The 18,429-nt window shown below is 69.0% G+C and carries 12 protein-coding genes; 5 read left to right on the forward strand and 7 right to left on the reverse strand.

Annotated elements, in window-relative coordinates; translation table 11 throughout:
- The first annotated feature begins 89 nt into the window (after positions 1 to 89).
- The 4 genes from ACIQZO_RS22095 (at position 90) to ACIQZO_RS22110 (ending at position 6,492) form a co-directional block, all read left to right on the forward strand.
- Complete coding sequence (locus ACIQZO_RS22095) at positions 90 to 1,688, forward strand: hypothetical protein (protein WP_403628525.1); 1,599 nt, start codon at positions 90 to 92, stop codon at positions 1,686 to 1,688.
- A 235-nt stretch (positions 1,689 to 1,923) separates the two neighbouring features.
- Positions 1,924 to 4,581, forward strand: coding sequence for a TOTE conflict system archaeo-eukaryotic primase domain-containing protein (locus ACIQZO_RS22100; protein ID WP_403628527.1), 2,658 nt, complete (start codon positions 1,924 to 1,926; stop codon positions 4,579 to 4,581).
- Positions 4,582 to 5,141: 560 nt separating this feature from the next.
- On the forward strand, positions 5,142 to 5,333 hold the full coding sequence (locus ACIQZO_RS22105; protein WP_403628529.1) for a hypothetical protein: 192 nt from the start codon (positions 5,142 to 5,144) through the stop codon (positions 5,331 to 5,333).
- 16 nt (positions 5,334 to 5,349) lie between these two features.
- Positions 5,350 to 6,492, forward strand: coding sequence for a Fic family protein (locus tag ACIQZO_RS22110; RefSeq protein WP_403628531.1), 1,143 nt, complete (start codon positions 5,350 to 5,352; stop codon positions 6,490 to 6,492).
- 245 nt (positions 6,493 to 6,737) lie between these two features.
- On the opposite strand, the gene ACIQZO_RS22115 is transcribed toward ACIQZO_RS22110, so the two are convergent.
- From ACIQZO_RS22115 to ACIQZO_RS22145, 7 genes are all read right to left on the reverse strand, one after another.
- Positions 6,738 to 7,394 (reverse strand): hypothetical protein, encoded by a 657-nt coding sequence (locus ACIQZO_RS22115; RefSeq protein ID WP_403628533.1) that lies wholly within the window; start codon positions 7,392 to 7,394, stop codon positions 6,738 to 6,740.
- 11 nt (positions 7,395 to 7,405) lie between these two features.
- The gene (locus tag ACIQZO_RS22120) at positions 7,406 to 9,169 is read right to left on the reverse strand and encodes a protein kinase (protein WP_403628535.1); all 1,764 of its coding nucleotides are present in this window, start codon (positions 9,167 to 9,169) and stop codon (positions 7,406 to 7,408) included.
- A 143-nt stretch (positions 9,170 to 9,312) separates the two neighbouring features.
- A complete protein-coding gene (locus tag ACIQZO_RS22125; protein WP_403628537.1) occupies positions 9,313 to 9,564 on the reverse strand; it encodes a hypothetical protein in 252 nt (83 codons plus the stop codon).
- A gap of 80 nt (positions 9,565 to 9,644) precedes the next feature.
- Positions 9,645 to 10,694 (reverse strand): GRAS family protein, encoded by a 1,050-nt coding sequence (locus tag ACIQZO_RS22130; protein WP_403628540.1) that lies wholly within the window; start codon positions 10,692 to 10,694, stop codon positions 9,645 to 9,647.
- A gap of 270 nt (positions 10,695 to 10,964) precedes the next feature.
- On the reverse strand, positions 10,965 to 13,004 hold the full coding sequence (locus ACIQZO_RS22135) for a hypothetical protein (RefSeq protein ID WP_403628542.1): 2,040 nt from the start codon (positions 13,002 to 13,004) through the stop codon (positions 10,965 to 10,967).
- Entirely contained in the window at positions 13,001 to 14,437 is a 1,437-nt protein-coding gene (locus tag ACIQZO_RS22140; RefSeq protein WP_403628545.1) for a purine-cytosine permease family protein, read from the reverse strand. Before ACIQZO_RS22140 ends, ACIQZO_RS22135 begins: the two co-directional genes overlap by 4 nt.
- Before the next feature lie 114 nt (positions 14,438 to 14,551).
- Complete coding sequence (locus tag ACIQZO_RS22145) at positions 14,552 to 15,307, reverse strand: hypothetical protein (protein ID WP_403628548.1); 756 nt, start codon at positions 15,305 to 15,307, stop codon at positions 14,552 to 14,554.
- A 470-nt stretch (positions 15,308 to 15,777) separates the two neighbouring features.
- Between ACIQZO_RS22145 and ACIQZO_RS22150 the strand changes: the two genes are divergently transcribed.
- Positions 15,778 to 18,426, forward strand: a complete 2,649-nt coding sequence (locus tag ACIQZO_RS22150) for a LuxR C-terminal-related transcriptional regulator (protein WP_403628551.1) — start codon at positions 15,778 to 15,780, stop codon at positions 18,424 to 18,426.
- Positions 18,427 to 18,429 lie beyond the last annotated feature (3 nt).

The following is an 18,429-nucleotide window of genomic DNA, read 5'->3' on the forward strand; positions in this document are numbered from 1 at the left end:
TCCATCGAAAGCATGGACAGCCTCTATCCAGACACCGGAACCCAGCTACCCGACACCACCCAAAGATCAGCTACACCACTCCAAGGGACATGACCGACTGGGACCGCCTCAAGGGTGCCGACGCCACGCGTGCCACCCGGCTCCGCCAGGCCGCCGGGCAGGCAGGCTGCGAGGCGGTCCTCGCATTGGCCGAGGTGAAAGAGACTTGGGACGCCGTACCGCCCTACGACCGCTACGACTACTACGGCGATGTCGAGCACTTCGACGGCTGCGAGGACGAGGAGTGCGTGGGTGAGTGCCTCCTCGACCCCGACGGGCAGCCCTGGGCCGAGCGCCGCCGCAGTGGCGACTTCTCCGACTACGAACTGGGCGACCTGATCGACGACGAGATCACCCTCGACTGGTGGACCCGCCCTGACGGCGCCGACGGTGAGCAGATCTCCCTGCCCGTTTCCTACGCCGAGGTGTGCGCCACCACCGAGAACAAGGACCTCACGCCCTACCAGTCCGAGTACGAGGGCTACATGGGCAACTACGGCAACACCCTGGACCGCTGGTACCGGCGGGCCGCAGTGGTGCTCTGGCCCCGGCAACGCTCGTTCGCGGCACGCGCCGAGGCCGGCTCCGAGGGAGCCCTGCGAGAACTCCAGGGCCACCTGGACACCGGGGAGTTGGAGCTGGCGCGTACGCTCGCCCGGTCGCTCGCCCCGATCTGGAAGCATCGCGGTTCGGGCGAAGCGGCCGCTCCACTCTTCACTGCCGCCTTGCACGTCGCGGTGGGACTGGAGGAAGCGGACACCGCCGCGATGCTCCTTGCGCCCTTCGGGGTGGAGACCCTGGGCGAGCGACACGTCCCCGATCTCGCGGAAGCGGCCGCACGGTACGGGCGGACGTGGTCGCGCGGGGCCGTCGGCAGCTGGTTCGGCCCGGTCGCCGCGTACACCGGGGCGGATCGCGCAGCGTGGCTCGAGTCTCTGCCCGGCCTCTGTGCCGCGCTGCGGACCGCTGACGGTGACGGAGACGCGGTGGCGGTATTGCTGGTCGAGGGCGTCTGGCAAGCGGCCGAGCAGCAGCTCACCGGCTGGCTCGACGTGGGCCGCGAGGCGGAGCGCCGCGCGGGCATGGAACGGCTGGCAGCTCCCTTGGCCCGCATCCTGCAGGCGTGCGACCCGAAAACCGCCGTCACGATCGTCACCGCGCTGCGCGGCCTGCCGGACACCGCCCTGGAATGCCTGCTCCCGGCCCTGCGCACCGCGGCCCGCCGACCGACGACCGTACGAGACGGGGCACCCGCGGCCCACGCCTTCCAGACGCTCGCCGACCACTGCGAGGCTCGGCTCACCGCGGCCGTCAACCGCCCCGTACGCGCGGCGGACGACTGGTCACTCACCCCGGCCGGTACCTGCCGGTCCGGCTGCGGCCTCTGCCCCGACCTCGACGCCTTCCTCACCTCCCGCACCCGTCGGGTCATGGATTGGCCGCTCGCGAAGGAGCGGCGCCGCCACATCCACAGCCGTATCGATCTGGCCGGCCTGCCCGTGTCCCACACCACCCGGCGTCAGGGACGCCCCTACACCCTGGTCCTGACCAAGACGAACGCGGTGTTCACCCGTGAGCAAGCGGCCCGCATCCGCACCGAGACCGACCTGGCGTGGCTGCGGGAGAAATGGCCCCGGCCACGCGGCTGAAAGGGGACAGACAAGCCCCGCGGTTCGCGCGCCTGGAACCGGCAGTCCGCACCCGGGACGCGGATGCCGCCGCGTCCCGGCTGGCCGCGCATCGCCACCTGCCGGTACCTCGCGGCCGGGCAAGCCTGGGCGGCCGGCGGACCGGCGCCGGACGGGTAGGCCATCGGCTCGATCACCCCGTGGGAATCTACGCGAAAACGACCTCTCCACGGACGCGAATCCGGATCATGGAGGGGTGGAGGACTGGTACGACTGTAACGACCTGGCCGAACTGCGCATCCGCCTCGATGTGGCGCTCGAAGAGAACGTCGAGCTACGCGCGGAGCTCGCCGAGGTGCGAGCCGAGAACCAGCGCCTGCGTACTCAGCTGGGCGTGCCCAGCACCGATGTCCCGCAGACGCTGCCCCCGGTCCCCGAACCCCTGGCGCCGACCGTCGTGGGAGGCGAAGGCCGGCTGCCGTACGCGGACGCGACCTCCGGCACGGAGGCGAAGATCGCGCTGTTCCGTGCCCTGTTCGCCGGCCGCGAGGACGTCTACGCCACCCGGTGGGTGAGCGTGAAGTCTGGTCGGGCGGGCTGGAGCCCCGCCGAGGACAACCCCTTCGCCAAGAACAAGAACGACGCCGAGCGGGTGTTCCGGCCCCTGACCGACAGGGCCATCTACAACCACCTCTCCCGCCCAGAGTCCGGCACCAGGGAGACTCACCTGGGGCTGTACCCGCTGCTGGCAGACGACACCTGCCGGCTCCTTGCGGTCGACTTCGACGGCAAGGACGGCAGTGACTGGCGCGGCGATGCCGCCGCCTACACCGCCGCCTGCCGGGACGAGAGTGTGCCGGCCCTTTCGGAGGTCTCCCGGTCCGGGGCCGGCGCGCACGTATGGACCTTCTTCACCGCCCCCGTCGCCGCTGCCACCGCCCGCGCGCTCGGCATGGCGCTGCTGCGCCGCGCGATCGACGCCCGCGGGCAGATGACGCTGGCCAGCTACGACCGGCTCTTCCCCGCCCAAGACCTGATGCCGACAAACGCGAAGGGCAGCGCCCGCTTCGGCAACCTGATCGCGCTGCCCTTGCAGGGCGCCTCCCGTCCCAAGGGCACCACGGTCTTCTGCGACCCGCAGACCTGGACACCCCACCGGGACCAGTTCGCCCACCTCGCCCGCGCCGAGCGGCTGAGCCCCGACCAGGTCGAGGCGCTCGTCGACAAGCTTGGCCAGGTCAAGGCCGGCCCCACAGCGACAGCGGCACCGCTTCTCCCGCCCAAACCCCGGCGGAGCGCCCTGGGCAAGGCTCCCGCGACCGTTACGGCGCGGCTGTCGTCGATGCTCGCGATCCCTACCGAGGGACTGCCGTCCCCGTTGCTCGCCGCGCTCAAGCACGCGGCATCGTTCCACAACCCCGAGTTCTACCGCCGCCAGAGCCAGCGGTACTCGACTTGGGACACCCCGCGCCTGGTCTGCTCCTTCGACGCCACCGACCCGGACTGGCTGAAGCTGCCGCGCGGCCTGCGCGACGAGGCGACGCAGCTCGTCGCCTCGGCCGGCGGGACCCTCACCATCACCAGCGACCTGCCCGACCTCGCACCTGTCAGCGCCCGGTTCACCGGAGGGCTGACCGAGGTGCAACAGCAGGCCGTCGACGCGATGAAGGACCACCCCACCGGGGTGCTCGTGGCGCCCCCGGGCTCGGGCAAGACCGTCATGGCCTGCGCGCTGATCGCCCATCACCAGAAACCCACCGCGATCATCGTCAACCGATCCGAGCTGCTGGCCCAGTGGCAGGAGCGCCTGGCCGAGTTCCTCGCTCTGGGTGAAGGCCGCGTCGGCTCGCTGGGCGGGGGCATGGACCGCCGCGGCCACGCCGTTGACCTGATCATGCTGCAGACGCTCAGCCACCGTGACGCCCCCGCCGATCCACTGGACAAGTACGGGCTGGTCGTCGTCGACGAGTGCCATGCCGTGGGCGCACAGGGCGCCGAGGCCGCGATCCGCAAGGCGCGCGCCGAGCTGTGGATCGGACTGTCCGCCACCCCGTACCGGGCCGATCAGATGGACCCGCTGATCGCCATGCAGTGCGGGCTCATCCGGCACGAGATCGAGGAAGCCAGCACCTTCGACAAGCACCTCGTGGTGCACCCCACCTCGTTCACCACCACCGAGCCGGGCAAGGACGGCGCATCCCTCCAGGCCATCTACACCGAACTCGCCGGATGCCAGGACCGCAACACCCAGATCGCTGCCGACATCGCCGACGCCACCCGCCGCGGTCGATGCAGCCTGGCACTGACCAACCGCGTCGAGCACCTCCACCAACTCGCCACAGCTCTTTCTGCACACCGCATCGAACCGCTGCTCCTGCACGGCGGCATGCCACCGGCCGAGCGCGCCCGCGTCCGCGCGGCCCTGGCCGACGAGACCGCCGGACCACTGGTGCTCCTGGCCATCGACAAGCTGGCCGGTGAAGGTTTCGACGCCCCACGGCTCGACACCCTGTTCCTCACCAGCCCAATCTCATTCAAAGGCCGGGTGATCCAGCAGGTCGGACGAATCATGCGGAACACCGAAACGAAGAAGTCCCACGTCGAAGCGCACGACTACCTCGATGCCGATGTCCCCTGGCTGGAGCGCATGTACCACAAGCGCCGCCGCGTCCTTGAACGCCGAGGCTTCCGCCCCACCCCCATCGGCAACCTCCCGCAGCCCCCGCTCGGCGTAGCCATCCCCACCCGTCGGCAGCCTGCACCTGCGCACTCTTCGACAGCCACACCGCCAGTGGCAGAGGTACGCCAGTGGGTGCGGGACCGGGGTATGGACGTGCCGCCGCGTGGCCGACTCCGCAGCGACATCTGGGACGCCTGGCACGCAGCTCACGCACCGGCGGAACCCGCCAGCTGATCCGTCTCGTCACGAGCGCGGCACCCTGGCGGCCCCCGTGGGGTGAAGTCCCGGAGCGTCGACACCGGTCGCGCCGCAGGCGCCTGACTGCCTCAGCTGGGTGGACTGATTCCCCCTGTCGCGGATCTGTGCTGGTCAGATGGGGTGAAAGGGTGGCGTGGTTCGTGTACCGGCGCCGGGCGGGTGGCGTTGATGGGGATGTGAGTAGCTCAAGCATCGCCCCGATACTGCCCGCCGTCCTCGCTCCACTGGTGGCCCCTCCTGCCGTGCGCGACTCGGGCGCGGACACCGCGCCCGGGGTCATAGCCGTCCACTCGTGCACCACCCTCGGCGACCCTGGTCGTTCACCTCACCGACGACGACTTCAGCGCCGCCCCGCTGCGGGCTTTCCTGGCCTCGGCGGCTACCGACGGCTACACCGGCCTCGTCCTGGACACATCCCGGGCCACGTTCTGTGACTCCGGGTTCCTGGCCGTCCTCGAGTGGTGGCCCCGGCACGGACGCTGCCTCAGGCTCACGAACCGCTCCCGGGCCGTGATGCGTCTCCTGCACGCCGCCGCGTGGGCACAGCAGCTGGCGACGACGTCCTGCCCGCCGAGGACGAGGCCGCGGTCTTCGCGCACTACTGCCTGCCGTGCCAACCCGGCGTGAACGGCGAGCGACAGTTCGCCCGCCGTTGGTGCCGCGCCGTGACCCTCTTCGTCCTCGTGGCCATCGTGCTGGGCATCCAGCCATGCTGGAATGATAGGTAGCTGGTATCATTGAGTCATGTTGTATGGGACTCCCACCCTCGACGCTTCAGACCTCAAGGTCCTGCACAAGGTAGACGGCCTGCGCATGCAGCTGCGTGATGCGGTACAGCAGGCGCCAATGAAGTGGGCCCAGGATCTGCGCAAGGCGCTGACCGCGAGCGCCATCGCGGCGTCGAACACGATCGAGGGCTATCAAGTCGACGCGAAGGACGTCGCGGACCTGATGGACGGCGAGCGTGAGGTCGACGCCAGCGAGGAGAACAAGGCGGAGACCCTCGCATACCAGCAGGCGATGACGTACATCCAGTCGCTCCACGACGTCACCGACTTCCGGTACAGCAAGGAGTTGCTCAACGCGCTGCACTGGATGCTTCAGGGCCACCACCACCCGTTGCGCACCGCCGGGCAGTGGCGCAAGACCTCGATCCGGATCACCGCGCCCGGCGACGAGCTCGCCACCGACTACGACGGCCCCGACCAAGAGCTCGTGCCGGGCCTGATGGCCGAGCTCGTGGACTGGCTCAACGACGGCGACACCGAAGCGCACGTCCTGATCCGGGCGGCGATGGCCCACCTGAACCTCGTGAAGATCCACCCGTGGTCCGACGGGAACGGCCGTTTGTCCCGCTCCGTGCAGACCCTGCTGATCGCCCGCGGCGGTGTCCTCGCGCCCGAGTTCTCCTCGATCGAGGAGTGGCTCGGGATGCCCGGCAACACCTGGGAGTACTACAAGGTGCTCCGAGAGGTCGGCGGCCCGGTGTACTCGCCCGAACGCGACACCCTGCCCTGGATCAAGTTCAACCTGCGCGCCTACCACGAGCAGGCGCAGCGGGTGCAGCATCGGGTCGACCGATCGAACCGGGTCTGGATCGAGCTGATGGAGCACGCCGAGGGGCACGGGATCAGCGAGCGGCAGGTCACAGCCCTCCACGAGGTGGCCATGGTCGGCCGGGTACGCCGCTCACGCTACGAGCGGCAGGAAGCGATCAACACCCAGCAGGCCACCCGGGACCTGCAGGCGTTGACAAAGGCCGGCGTGCTGACCGCGATCGGGCAGACAAAAGGTCGCCACTACGTCGCGGGCCCCCGCTTCCCGGAGAACGTCATGGCGACCGCCCGGCGCCCGCACCGCATCATCAACCCCTACGCGAACACCTAGCACTGGACCGCCGGGCAGCGAAGCGAGCGCTCTGGTTCGGGTTGCAGTACGCCTTCATACGGCCCCGATCGGCTGCGGACGCCTTCGCCCTCGCGGGGTCGTGAAGCAGCTCGCAGTTCGTGAAACTGTGGCGCGGCGTCCGGCAGAGAGTCAGGGCACGAGGCTGTCGAGGTCGATGTCGAGGGGGATGGGGACGGATCCGACCTGAACCCATGACGATAGGCCCACGCTCTGACATCGCAGAGTCACCCGTGGCAGGCGTAGGTGAAGGCGGTCTCGGCGCGGGCGGGGTTCGGCGACAGCACCTCGAGCACAGCGGTGGCCTTCATAGAGCCGGGCCCGTGAAAGGCCCAGTGGAGCGTGACCTCGGTCAGCCGTGCTCCGGGCGCGATGCGCTGCTGCACCGGGCTGGTGACTGCGCCGTCACTGCGGTGCCAGCGGTAGCTCACCGTTCCGCCTTCGCCGTTGCTGCGGATCGTTGCCAGCACTGTTACGACGGTGTCGCATCCAGCAGCCGAGGAGCTGGGGCGCAGGGTGACTCCCGTTACCGACAGCGGATCGCCGGTCTGCTGCCGGATGAGGAGGAGCACAGCCGCGAGCGCGGCCCCCGCCACGACGATCCAACCCCGCGGGACGCCGCGCCTACGTTTGGCACTGGTGGTGTACGGCGGGCCCGGAGGCGGCTCTGTATCGGTGCCGTGCCAGGCTGCCGTGAGGTTCCCCAGCCCGCCGGACGGAGGAACGGTGGACGTGGGTGCGGGCGCGGTGGAGTGCATGCCCCCGTCGGGGGGCGGCATGCCCCAGGCGGCATCGTCCAGGAGGGTGGCGGTGGTCGCCTCGTCGGTCGGGTTCGGGCGGGGGACGGAGACGGTCAGCTCTTCGTCGTGCGGTCTGTGGTCCATGGCCGGCCCGCTCAGAGGACCGGGTTGCAGTCATCGGCGTGGAGCACCTTGTACGTACCGCCGCCCGTCGCCGGCGCCGGGCTGCTCGACACCTCGACACCCCAGTACAGGTAGGGATCGCCGGATCCGAACGAGTGGGCGTACGTCTTGCTGAACGAGCTCTGCCCGGCCGGGAGGGTGATTCTGTCCGTCGCCACGGCAGGGCCCGGTCCCCGGGTGTTGCTGTGGAACCAGGTGAGGATCAGCGTTCCGGTGGAGGCGCCGTCGGTTTTCACGGACGCGACGGCCTGCGTGCCGAACCTTCCGGAGCAGCCGTACTGGGAAAGGGACACGGCCAGCACCCGCACGGTGGGGGACACCACGGGCGGTGCAACGGGAGGTGTCCCGGGGGCCGAGTTCGTGGCGGAGGGCGCCGGCCGTGCTGCGGATTCCGTGGAAGCGGGTCCTGCACTCGGAGCGGACGACGAACCCCCAGCCGCCGTGGGACCGTCCGTGCCGCTGATCGTCCCGCCGCCGGCAGCGGCTCCGTTGGCAGTCCCCGACTGCTCGGAACCGGGGGCGACGGTGGAGCGGGGCCCCGTGGGGTGGGTGCCGGCCGGGGAGCCGGACACGCCGGGCGAGACGGCCGAGCCGACGGCGTCGGGAGCGTCTGCGGAGTGCGGAGCGGAGCCTGTGGCGCCGGCCTCCGTGTCGTCCCCCTCGGCGATCGCGGACAGGGCGAGGACCCCGGTGAGCAGAAGGGCGGCAGACGCGGCGACGACCGTCGACCGGCGTCGGCCGAGAACGCGGCCCGGGGATCGCGGCCGATCCGATGCCGCCGCTGAAGCATGTCCCGTGGCGGTTGCCGTTGCCGTTGCCGGGGTTGTCGTGGCGAGGGTGGTGTCCGCGAAGGTCGTCGTCGCGGACACGACGCCGTCCGGGGAGGGCACCAGCATCGGCAGGAGGGTGAGGAGCGCGGCCATTCTGCGCTGCCCACGCACCTCCCAGTCCTCGCCGTACGCGCTGGACGCCAGCGCATCCAGTTCTCGGACGAACGCGGCAGCGCTCGGCGGTCGCTCCACGGCCCGTTTGGCCAGGCCACGGCGGATCAGCGGGCGCAGCGCCTCAGGAACCCGGTCGTCGGGTATGGGCGCCTCGATGTGCTGAACCGCCAGTTCGGCGGCCGTGGTGCCCGGGTACGGTTTGGAACCGGCCAAGCACTCGAAGAAGACGGCCGTCGCGGCGTACACATCGGTGGCGGGGGTGACGGTACGCCCGGTCCACTGCTCGGGAGCCATATAGGGCGGGGTGCCGGCGATGTCGGAGGCATCCCCGCTGGCCACCGCGATCCCGAAGTCCACCAGCTTGGAGCAGCCGTCAACGCTGACCAGAATGTTCTCCGGCTTGTAGTCCCGGTGCACCAGTCCCGCCTCGTGAGCTGCGGCGAGGCCGAGCAACGAGCCCTTGAGCACGGTGAGCGCCGCCTCAGGACCCGTGGTGCCCTCCTGGCGCAACAGCGTCCTGAGGGAGACGCCGTCCACCAACTCCATGACGATGGCGGCACCTTCGAGGTGCTCGACGTAGTCGTCGATTCGCACCACGTACGGCGACCGCAAGCCCATCAGCAGGCGGGCCTCGGCGCGGAAGGCGGTGCGCGCGCCGTGGGTCAGATACTTGATCGCCACCGGGGTGCCGGAAGCCTGGTCCAGAGCTTCGACGACCCTCCCGCAAGCGCCGGCGCCCAACTCCCTGCCATGGATGTAGCCGGGAACCTCCCACTGCCGAGTTGCGCCCATGTCCACGTTGTCCACTGTTCCCTCACCTGCATCGTCACCGTGCGCGCCTGGGGGTACGCCTCCCACCGCATCGGCAGCCGACTGGTTGGCTGCTGAAGCCAGTCAACCGGCCGGCTGCGTCCGGGCGCGTGAGCAACTGGTACTCACCCGGCGCGCGGTTTCGGCCGCGTCCCGTCGGGCTGGGCCGGCAACGACTCCCGCTGCGCCTCGATCGTCAGCCTCAGTAGTTGGTTCTTCAGCGCCTCCAATCTGGTGGCATCGTCTTCGGCCTCGCGCGTGAAGATTCCGATGGCCGTCACGTAGTCGCTCACGAGTTGCTCTGCGTATTCCACTCCGCGATCAGCGATCGCCTCTTCGATTTGATGCCTGGTCAGGAATCCATGAAAGTTGTTCACTGATCGATCCGATTCACCATATGAGGGCTCGTTGGGCTGTTCGTCCTTACTGGGACGGCCTGTCTCTTCGCAGCCGCTGGTCAGTGAGCGGGTTCGGCCACGATCACGGCGGCGACGGAGGTGTGCTGGTAGGCCAGTTCGAGGTGGGTGGGATGGGCGATGGCCGTGAAGCCCGCCGGCTGCTCGGCAGAGGGTTGGGGCAGGGCGACGGGGGCGAAACCGCAGGCGGTCAGACGGTTGAGCCACGTGTGCGTCGGCTCGTGCCGTTCGTAACGCGTGGTCTCGCAGGTGGCGCCCACGACATCCGCTATCTCGCGGCCGAAGAACCGCTTCATCTCGTGCTTCTCCCCGTCGGTGGCGCTGGTGGCGTCGATCGCGGCGAAGACCGTGCCGTAGTGGTGCCAGGCGTTGGCCAGCCTGACCTGCAACGGGACGAGGTGGTGATCACTGTCGGGTTCACACAGCGCCAGCGCGGTCGGCTCCAGCGCGCGCAGTCTCCGCAGAAGTGCGGCGCGTGCGTCCGGTTCACCTTCGCGGTTCAGCATGTGGTGGAGAGCGAAGGAGGCCGTGACGAGCAGAGGGCGGGGCACATGCTCGATCATTGCCCACACGCTTTCGTCCATGTCCTCGCTCGCGGCGAGAACCGGACGGAAGTCGACCCGGGTTCCTGCAGGTACTTCCGGTCCGTTCATGGCCCGGCCGGCCGCGTCGAGGCTCTCTGCGGCAACGTCGACACCGACGACGGTCACTCGCTCCAGCCCCGCGCGGGCCACCAGGTCCAACTCCTGACGGCCCTGACCGATTCCGAGTGCGAGAAGGGTGGCCGTCTGCTGGTCCGCGCAGTATTCCAGCAGGGCGTCGTTGGCGAGTTTCCCCGCCTGGAGGAACGGCAGGTGCTGATGCATCAGGTAGAACAGGTCGATCTGGGGCATGCCCTCTGTACGCAGGTAGAGATTGACGGGCCGGTCCCGGCCCAGGCGGGTGGCCAAACCGGCGAGGAAGTAGTCGCTCAGGCCCGGGCTGCCCTTGGAGAACTCGCCCGCCTTTTCCAAGTACGCCGCGAGCAGATCGAGTTCGCCGGATTCGGCGGCGGCTGCCGCCTTCCGCAGAAGTGAGTAGGCGTCGCTCATGTCCTGACACCACAACTTGTATTGATCGATATTCCGCGCACTGTTCCTCGAAGTCATCCGCGAGCACTGACAGGGACGCAACATACGAGCCGAAAGAGACGGCAGGGTCGCCGGCCGAACCTGCATTCCGCGACACCCGTACTCCGATCATCCTGCGCCACGCCCGTTCGCCCTTCCTGAGCAACCGGTACTCAACTTCGATGCGCAGGGCCTGACTTCAGCGGGTTGCGTTCTCCCGCGCGGCATTCGTCATGCGGACAACGCCCTGGGTCAGAAGGGGGCGACGGATTGCGCGAGCGCGTCGAGGGCGGCCTGCGGCCGGACACTCGTGCCGGCCAGGCCAGGAAATCCGCCCCATGCGAGGCAGCCCCGCAGGTGTTCGACGAACGGGACGGCTCCGCCGCGCCCGCGGCGAAGCTCCACGTCCGCGTAGGGGCCGGGGAGGCGAACCGTGTCGACCGGTTCCGGCTGCGCGTCGCCGGGGTTCGCCTTGAACGACGGACCAGGGCTGATGGCCAGGTCCAGTGGCGCCTGCATGCCAACACGTGCCCGCTCCTTGCGCGCCCACGTCTCGGCCTCGGCGACAGCCTCTTCGAGGGGAAGGATCACCAGGGGATCGAAGTGCGAGAGGTACATGAACGGGTATTTCTCCGGGACGTTGACGATCTCGCCCTGCTTCGGCTTCAGGCCGTGCCTGTCCGGGGCGTGGCGGAAGCTGTCCGCACGGCCCGACAGGTCCACGGAGCCGACCACGAGATAGAAGGCGCGCAGCGAGAGCGGCAGGCGTCGTCCGCCCGTGAGGCTCTCCAACCTCTTCACCGACCGGAGCGCGTCGAGCGGGGGTGGGACGAGGGCGCGCGCCTCCTTGTGGAAGGGGTACGCCTCGGCGCGCAGCCGTGCGACGACGGCCTCCACGCCGCACCGCACCCGTTCCATCGTCTCCATCGCCACGGCCTCGGCCTGCGCGGCGAGCGCCTTCGGCGGTTTTCGGTCAAGCGCAAGCAGTTCCTCCCACACGCGCTCGTGCTCACCGGCGCGATAGCGCTCGACGAGATGGCCCGCAGGTGCCTTCACCGTGCTCCTGGCCGCCGCCATCCGCCTGCGCTTCTTCACACGTGCCGCGGCCTCGTCCACGAGCCCGGGGCCGAGCTGGTCGAGGAGTGCCCGCGCGGTTACGCCGAGCTCGCGGTCGTGCGCGGCCATCAGGCATCGTTCGATCCAGCGCGGCTCGGCCGCAGCCTGCGCGGGCGTGAGCTTTTCGAGCACGGTCCTGGCGGACTCGCTCCGGATGTCACCGGAACCGAGCACCTGCTCCTCGAACAGAGGCGCCAGGACCTCGAAGGCGCGCGAGGCACCGGCGCGCAGCAGCGCATCGATCGCGGTCGTCTGGCGATCGTGGCGGTCGTACTCGTTGATCGGGACGCCCTCCAGCGACAGGGGCGAGGCTGCGGCCTCGAGAGCTTCCGGCGTCCCGATCTCGAGCAGATTTCTTCCGGCGCTGGTGAGGAATCGCCGCTGCCGAGTGAACAGCTCGCGCAACGCGGGAACAGCCGGGGTGTAGCCGGCCGCGGCCAGGCGGTGCGCGAGCCATTGCGCGAGGTCTCCGTCATGGCCGTCCGCCGCGGCGAACCAGTGTGTCTTCAGGAGCGCGTCGAGCAGCCCCGCGCCTTCTCGAAGGGCTGGATGCTCGCTGAAGAGGCCCGCGCTCTCGGCTTGGTCGAAGCGGAGCTCGCCGGCGCTCACGCAGGCGATGAGGGCAGAGACCGGTATGCCGGCGAACTTGCCCTTCGGGATCTCGCCGGGAGCGAGTGACCGGCGGCGGAGCATGTCGAGGAGGATCTCAGGTGACGCGAAGGAGGGCTCGCGTTTGATGATCTTCTCGGCGCGTCCCCGCATCACGAGTTCGAAAGGAACACGGTCGTGCCCGAAGGTGAAACCGCCGAGATCGATCCGCATCACTTCCAGCGCGAAGGACATGGCTGCGGTGGGCGCGACGACGGCGAGGACCTCGATGGCCGCGTTCAGCGCATCGGGACTGCCGTTCGTGAGCGCCGCCATCAGGGCTTCGCCCGTGGGGTAGCGCCGCACCAGCGGGCAGACGCCGCCCGTCCAGAGGCGACCGGCGTAGGTTTCGCCGACGTCGATACCGGTGCGTGCCGCGGCCGCATGCAGTTCGGCAGCGTCGTGCCCGCTGAGCGCCTGGACGATGCGCGAGTTGACGTCATCGATCAGGGCGGTCGGATCGGCCGTTGCTTCCGCGGGTCCACGGGCACCGCCTGATTCCTCCGTGCCGGGCCGCGGACGGCTCACAGAGGCCGTACGGACTTCAGCGGACGGCCCTCGCGAAGGGGAGACGTGGCATCGCGCTTTCCGGCCAGCACCGCGTAGAGGACACCGCTCACGAGCAGCCCCACGACGAACGAGACGTCGGCGCCGTCCATGGCTTCCGCAGCCGGCCCGCGGAAGAAGGTGGTCGAGATGAACGGGACCATGGCGACGAGGCCCATGACGTACGAGGCCAGGCCGCGCCAGGACCAGCGTCCGTAGACGCCCTGGTCGTCGAAGATGTCACGGATCACGTAGTGACCCTTGCGGATGGCGTAGTAGTCGACGAGGTTGACCGCGGTCCACGGGATCAGGAAGTAGAGCATCAGCAGGACGAAGCTGCTGAAGCTGGCCAAGTAGTCCTCGGGCAGGGACAGGGCCGCCGCGAGCACCACGGCGCCGACGGATATGACAACGGCGGCCCGCAGGAGGCTCGTCGGCCGCTCTCGCCGGAAGGCATCCACCGCGCTCACTGCGGTGAGCATCGCACCGTAGGTGTTGACGCCCATGACGCTGATCAGGGCCAGAGCCGAGACCAGAACGACGAGTGAGCCGAAGCCCGAGACGATGCCGTTACCGGTCCGGAGCAGGCCGCTGACGGCATCGTCGCCAGACATGCGGCTGCCTATGAAGGCGCCCAGGGACATCAGCCACACCGCGGAGCCGGCCGCGCCCGCGTAGGTCCACCAGATGACCGAGCGGGCGTTGGCGTCCGCGGGCAGGTACCGGGAGTAGTCCGATACGTAGACGGCGTAGCTGATCTGGTAGCCGGCCGCAGCCGCGAAGACGGTCAGAAACGAGGTCCACGGGCTGCCCGTCGCAGGGGCGACGACCGGCGCGTCCCACCACTGGACGACGGTTCCGGCGGTGAGTACCCCGAACACGAGGACGAGGAGCCCGGTCAAGACGCGTTGTACGAAGTGGATCAGATCATGACCCACCAAGGCCAGCACCACCGACACGACAGCCAGGACGGGGTACCAGAGCCAGGGGCCGCCGCCGACGATCCGTGACAGTCCTTGGGCGGCGAGTACGGTGTTGAAGACGTTGAAGCCCAAGTAGACGAAGATGACGGCCGTGAACGGTACGACGGCTCCCCGGACTCCGAACTGGGCCCTGGACTGGATCATCTGGGGCAGGCCCATACGGGGCCCCTGGTTGGCGTGGACTGCCATGAAGAACGTGCCGAAGCAGGCACCAAGGATCACAGCCGCCACCGACCAGCCCAGGCCGAGGCCGATCGAGGGCCCGATGAATCCGATGACGAGAGTGGTCAGGACGAAGTTGCCGGAGAACCAGAACGGGCCCTGGTGCCAGAGTTTGCCGTGACGTTCGTCAGCGGGGATGTAGTCGATGGACCGTGCCTCGGGGGCGGTCAGCAGGGTGAGACCGCGGCGCGGGGCTTGCGGGTCGTGCACAGGGGGGTCCTTTGCGCTCAGAGCCGGAAAGGGCGGCCGCACCACGACCGGGTGGCCGGCTGCCTCGGCGAAGTCAACCGAGCACCGGATCCTCGGCACATGAGCAAGCACTACTCATCCCGGTGTGCGCCCGGAGTCCACGGGCCTTGGCTCCGGGGCCTTGTGTGCCGGAGGACAAGCGCCCCGAGTGCGCGACGGGCGGCCGGCGGCGTTCCGCTCGGCGAAACGTTCGTCAATGTTCCAAGCGGCCGCATTCTGGACGTCGGGTTCGTTTATCTCAACAGCTTTTTGGTGGAAATCTACGAAAAGTGCCACGGGCTCCATGTCCTCGACCCCGAAGAACGACACATGGCCCGCGCCGCCGAACTCCTTGGCGGCAGTCCCGGCAAGGATCAAGGGAAGGCGATACTCGCAATATGTGCCATAGTCGCGGAAGGCCCCGCTCGTCACGATATCGGCATGATGGTGCAATGACATGCAGTGGACCCGCAGCAGGCTCGGGGCCGGATTGGTGCGCAGGTGGTCCAGGAGGGCCTCGACCCGGGAGTCCCGCCTCAGCTTTCGGGCCTCCAGGAGGTAGATGCCGGTATTTCCCTCATCGTCTACTGTCGGCATCCATTCCGTGATGTCCTCTGCCGTGATCTCGTGGCCGACGCTTCGAAGTTCACCCAATGCTTCTTCCAGGGTCGTGGCATCCTCGATGATGAGATCCGTCAGCAGATCCTCATCGAATGGATCGAACTTTTCCGAGAACCGGGGGAGAGGTTCAAGTCGTGTCCGCTGCTCGATGAGGATTTGTCCGCACCACGCCTCGAAATCCTCAGCGGAGGGAAATGTGACCTGCATTTGAAATTTGATGCCGAATGCCATATTTTGTTCACCCTGATTCATGTAGGTCCGGTTCGGTCTTTGTCGTTTTCGCGGGGGTGGCTCCCGGCGTGCAGACGCCACCGCGCACGCCCCGAAGGTATCGACGAGGTCGCCCCGCTCGCCGTGCTGTCGAAACACAGGCAAGTCGGTAGGGGTGGAGAACTGGGCTTACTCGCCTTCGGATATGATCCAGCCGAGCCGTGGATGTGCCGTCCGCTCTGCCGACGCCACAACCCAGTGCCCGTCACCTGACTGACGGCAGGTCATCCCGTGCTCACCGCCTACGCTCACCGCGGACCGTCGTCCAGCAATGGGTGCACTCCGCAACCGAGGCGTGGCGCAGCGTGTTTAAGTAGCCCGTTTTGCGCATTTCTCCTCCGGCCCCCTTCTTCGGCGGTATCAAACGAGAAACTGCCGCACGCGAAATGGCGGGCAAGGGCGGGCAAGGGTCAACCAACGGGGACAGAGGAATGAATCGAAACGGCGTGCTGCAGCGTTGGCCGCTCGTCGGGCGCGAGGGCGAGTTGAAGGATTTCGACGAAGTCCTGTCGGAACCTCGCAGCGCCGGGTTCCTGGTCTTCGGGCCGGCCGGAGTGGGCAAGTCCCGGCTGGCCGAGGAGTGTCTGGACCGTGCGGCCGCGCTCGGGCACCGGATCGGCAGGGCGGTTGCCACCGCGGCGGCGGCTTCGGTTCCCCTTGGCGCCATCGCTCACCTGCTGCCCGACGGCGTCGATCTGTCCGACCCGGTCTCGGGATTCGCCAACGTGGCCCGGCTGCTGTCGCAGCCGGGTACGGCGAGACCCCGCATGGTGATCCTGGTCGATGACGTCCACCTGCTCGACGCGACCTCGGCGATGCTGTTGAGGCAGTTGATGGATGCCGGGGTGATCTTCCTCCTGGGAACGGTTCGGTCGGGAGAAGGCCAGGCGCTGGCGGTGGCCGCGCTCGGGCACGGCGACGCTGTGCGGCAGGTGGACCTCGCCGGGTTCACCCGTGAGCAGGTCGTGACGGTGCTGGAGCGGGTCCTGGAGGGGCCGGTCGGGAGGAGCGCGGTCAACCACCTTCTGGCCAGCAGTGGCGGCAATCCCCTCTACCTGCGGGAGCTGGTGGTGGGGGCCGTGGCTGCCGGAGTCCTGACCTGCGACGGCGAGATCTGGGACATGACCGCGGACCGGCTGCCCGGCACGCGGCGCCTGACCGATCTGATCGGTTCCCGGCTCTCCGTCGCCCCACTTGCCGGCCGACAGGTGCTGAACGTTCTGTCTCTGTGCGAGCCGCTGTCCCTCGGCCACCTGGAAAGGGAAGCCGAACCGCAAGTACTCAGCGAGTTGGAGCAGTTGGGACTGATCGTCGTCGTCCAGGAGGAACGACGCTCAGCGGTCCGGCTGGCCCACCCCCTCTACGGCGAGGTGCTGCGCGCGGACATGACTGCCCAGTGCCGCAGGGACACCTTGCTCCGGCAGGTCCATCTGCTGAAGCAGAGCGGGGCCCGTCGCCGGGAGGACGCGGTCCACCTCGCCACCTACAAGCTCGCGGCTACGGGCACGGCCAACCCGGCTCTGCTCGTCCGCGCGGCGGTCCTGGCCGCGCACGCCCGCGAGTACCCCCGCGCGCTCGCTCTCCTCCGGGCGATCCCGCAGCAGCACCAGAGCTTCCAGGTCCAGTTGCTGCTGGGCAAGACGCTGTACGAGGCCGGTGACTACCAGCAGGCCGATCACGTGCTGTCCCAGGCCGACGCCATGGCCACGACCGAAGAGGAAGTCCTGTCCGCGCTGCCGGTCCGGACACAGAACCTCCTGTGGGGGCTGGGAACACCCTATGCAGAGGTTCTCGACGTCATCGAGTCCGCCCGTGGCCGGGTCACCAGTCCGCTCGGTCACCGGGTCCTGCTGCTCAACGAAGCTGCCAGCGCGCTCACCGTGGGAGACGTCAGGCGCAGCCTTGCCCTGACCGCGGACCTCGAACCGGAGGGCACGCACGCACCGGACGCCCAGGCATGGCTGTGGGCCGCCTTGACCAGGTCCACCGCTCTCGCGGTCACCGGTCGTGGGGAGGAGGCCGAGGGCTGGATCCGCCGTGCCTTGGCCTTCAGCTCGGCCGCCGGCGAAACCGACTCCCCGGCCACGCACGAGGTGAGCCACTGGGCGGTTCTCGTTCTCGCCCTGGCGGAGAGCGGTCGCCTGGCCGAGGCCCAGGAGGTGGGCGGGCGGGCGTTCGGGGGCCTTACGGACGCGAGCGCGACCGCGGACCGTCGGCTGCTGGCCTTCTATCTGGCGCGTGGCGCATGGTCTGCCGGACACCCGGCCCAGGCGCGGCGCTGGTTCGCGGAGGTGGCCCGGGCGTCCCGCCCGCACACTCCGGTCGTGCTGTCGATGGCGCTGGCGGGTGTGGCGGCCGCCGCCGCCCTGCAGGGAGACTGTGAAGCGGCGGAAGCGGCCCTGGCCGAACGCGGCCGGCTTCCCGTCGCGGGGTACTTCCCCGAGGAAAGGCTCGGCGAGGCCTGGCTGTACGTCGCCCGCGGTGAGCTGACCCGCGCACGAGCAGTGCTGACAGCGGCTGCCAGGGAGGCGTTCGAGCGCGGGGAGACCGCGTCCGAAGCGATTCTGCTGACCGATCTCGTCCGGCTCGGGAAGGCTGGGGAAGCCGCCGGGCGGCTGACCGAGATAGCGGCGGAGTGCACCGGGCCTTTCCACCGGTCCCGCGCGGATCTGGCAGTCGCATGGTCCACACGAGACCCTGAGGGCCTGCTCGTCGCCGCAGACGCGCTGGAGATCATGGGGGCGGACCTGCTGGCGGCTGAGGCGGCGAGCACCGCCGCCTCCATCCTGAGAGCGGAGGGGCAGAACCGTCGGGCCAACGCCGCCGCCGTCCGTGCCGAGGATCTCGCGGCCCGCTGCGAGGGAGCCAGGACCCCTGCTCTCATGGTGTGTGAGGCTGTCGTACAGCTCACCGGGAGGGAGCGCGAGATCGCGCTGCTCGCCTCCCGGGGCATGCTCAGCAAGGACATCGCCGCTGCCTTGACCATTTCCGTGCGTACCGTCGACAACCACCTGCAACGCATCTACAACAAGCTCGGCATCACCACGCGCAAGGAGTTGACCGACCGACTGCTGCCATGACGC

It is taken from the genome of Streptomyces sp. NPDC097617 (assembly GCF_044761485.1).
Lineage (GTDB): Bacteria > Actinomycetota > Actinomycetes > Streptomycetales > Streptomycetaceae > Streptomyces.

What these genes read in the sequence shown, in the direction of transcription:
- ACIQZO_RS22115 (WP_403628533.1), bottom strand. Translation starts at nt 7,394, where the DNA reads ATGGACCACAGACCGCACGACGAAGAGCTGACCGTCTCCGTCCCCCGC.
- ACIQZO_RS22120 (WP_403628535.1), bottom strand. Translation starts at nt 9,169, where the DNA reads ATGGGCGCAACTCGGCAGTGGGAGGTTCCCGGCTACATCCATGGCAGG.
- ACIQZO_RS22130 (WP_403628540.1), bottom strand. Translation starts at nt 10,694, where the DNA reads ATGAGCGACGCCTACTCACTTCTGCGGAAGGCGGCAGCCGCCGCCGAA.
- ACIQZO_RS22110 (WP_403628531.1), top strand. Translation starts at nt 5,350, where the DNA reads ATGTTGTATGGGACTCCCACCCTCGACGCTTCAGACCTCAAGGTCCTG.
- ACIQZO_RS22095 (WP_403628525.1), top strand. Translation starts at nt 90, where the DNA reads ATGACCGACTGGGACCGCCTCAAGGGTGCCGACGCCACGCGTGCCACC.
- ACIQZO_RS22145 (WP_403628548.1), bottom strand. Translation starts at nt 15,307, where the DNA reads ATGGCATTCGGCATCAAATTTCAAATGCAGGTCACATTTCCCTCCGCT.
- ACIQZO_RS22150 (WP_403628551.1), top strand. Translation starts at nt 15,778, where the DNA reads ATGAATCGAAACGGCGTGCTGCAGCGTTGGCCGCTCGTCGGGCGCGAG.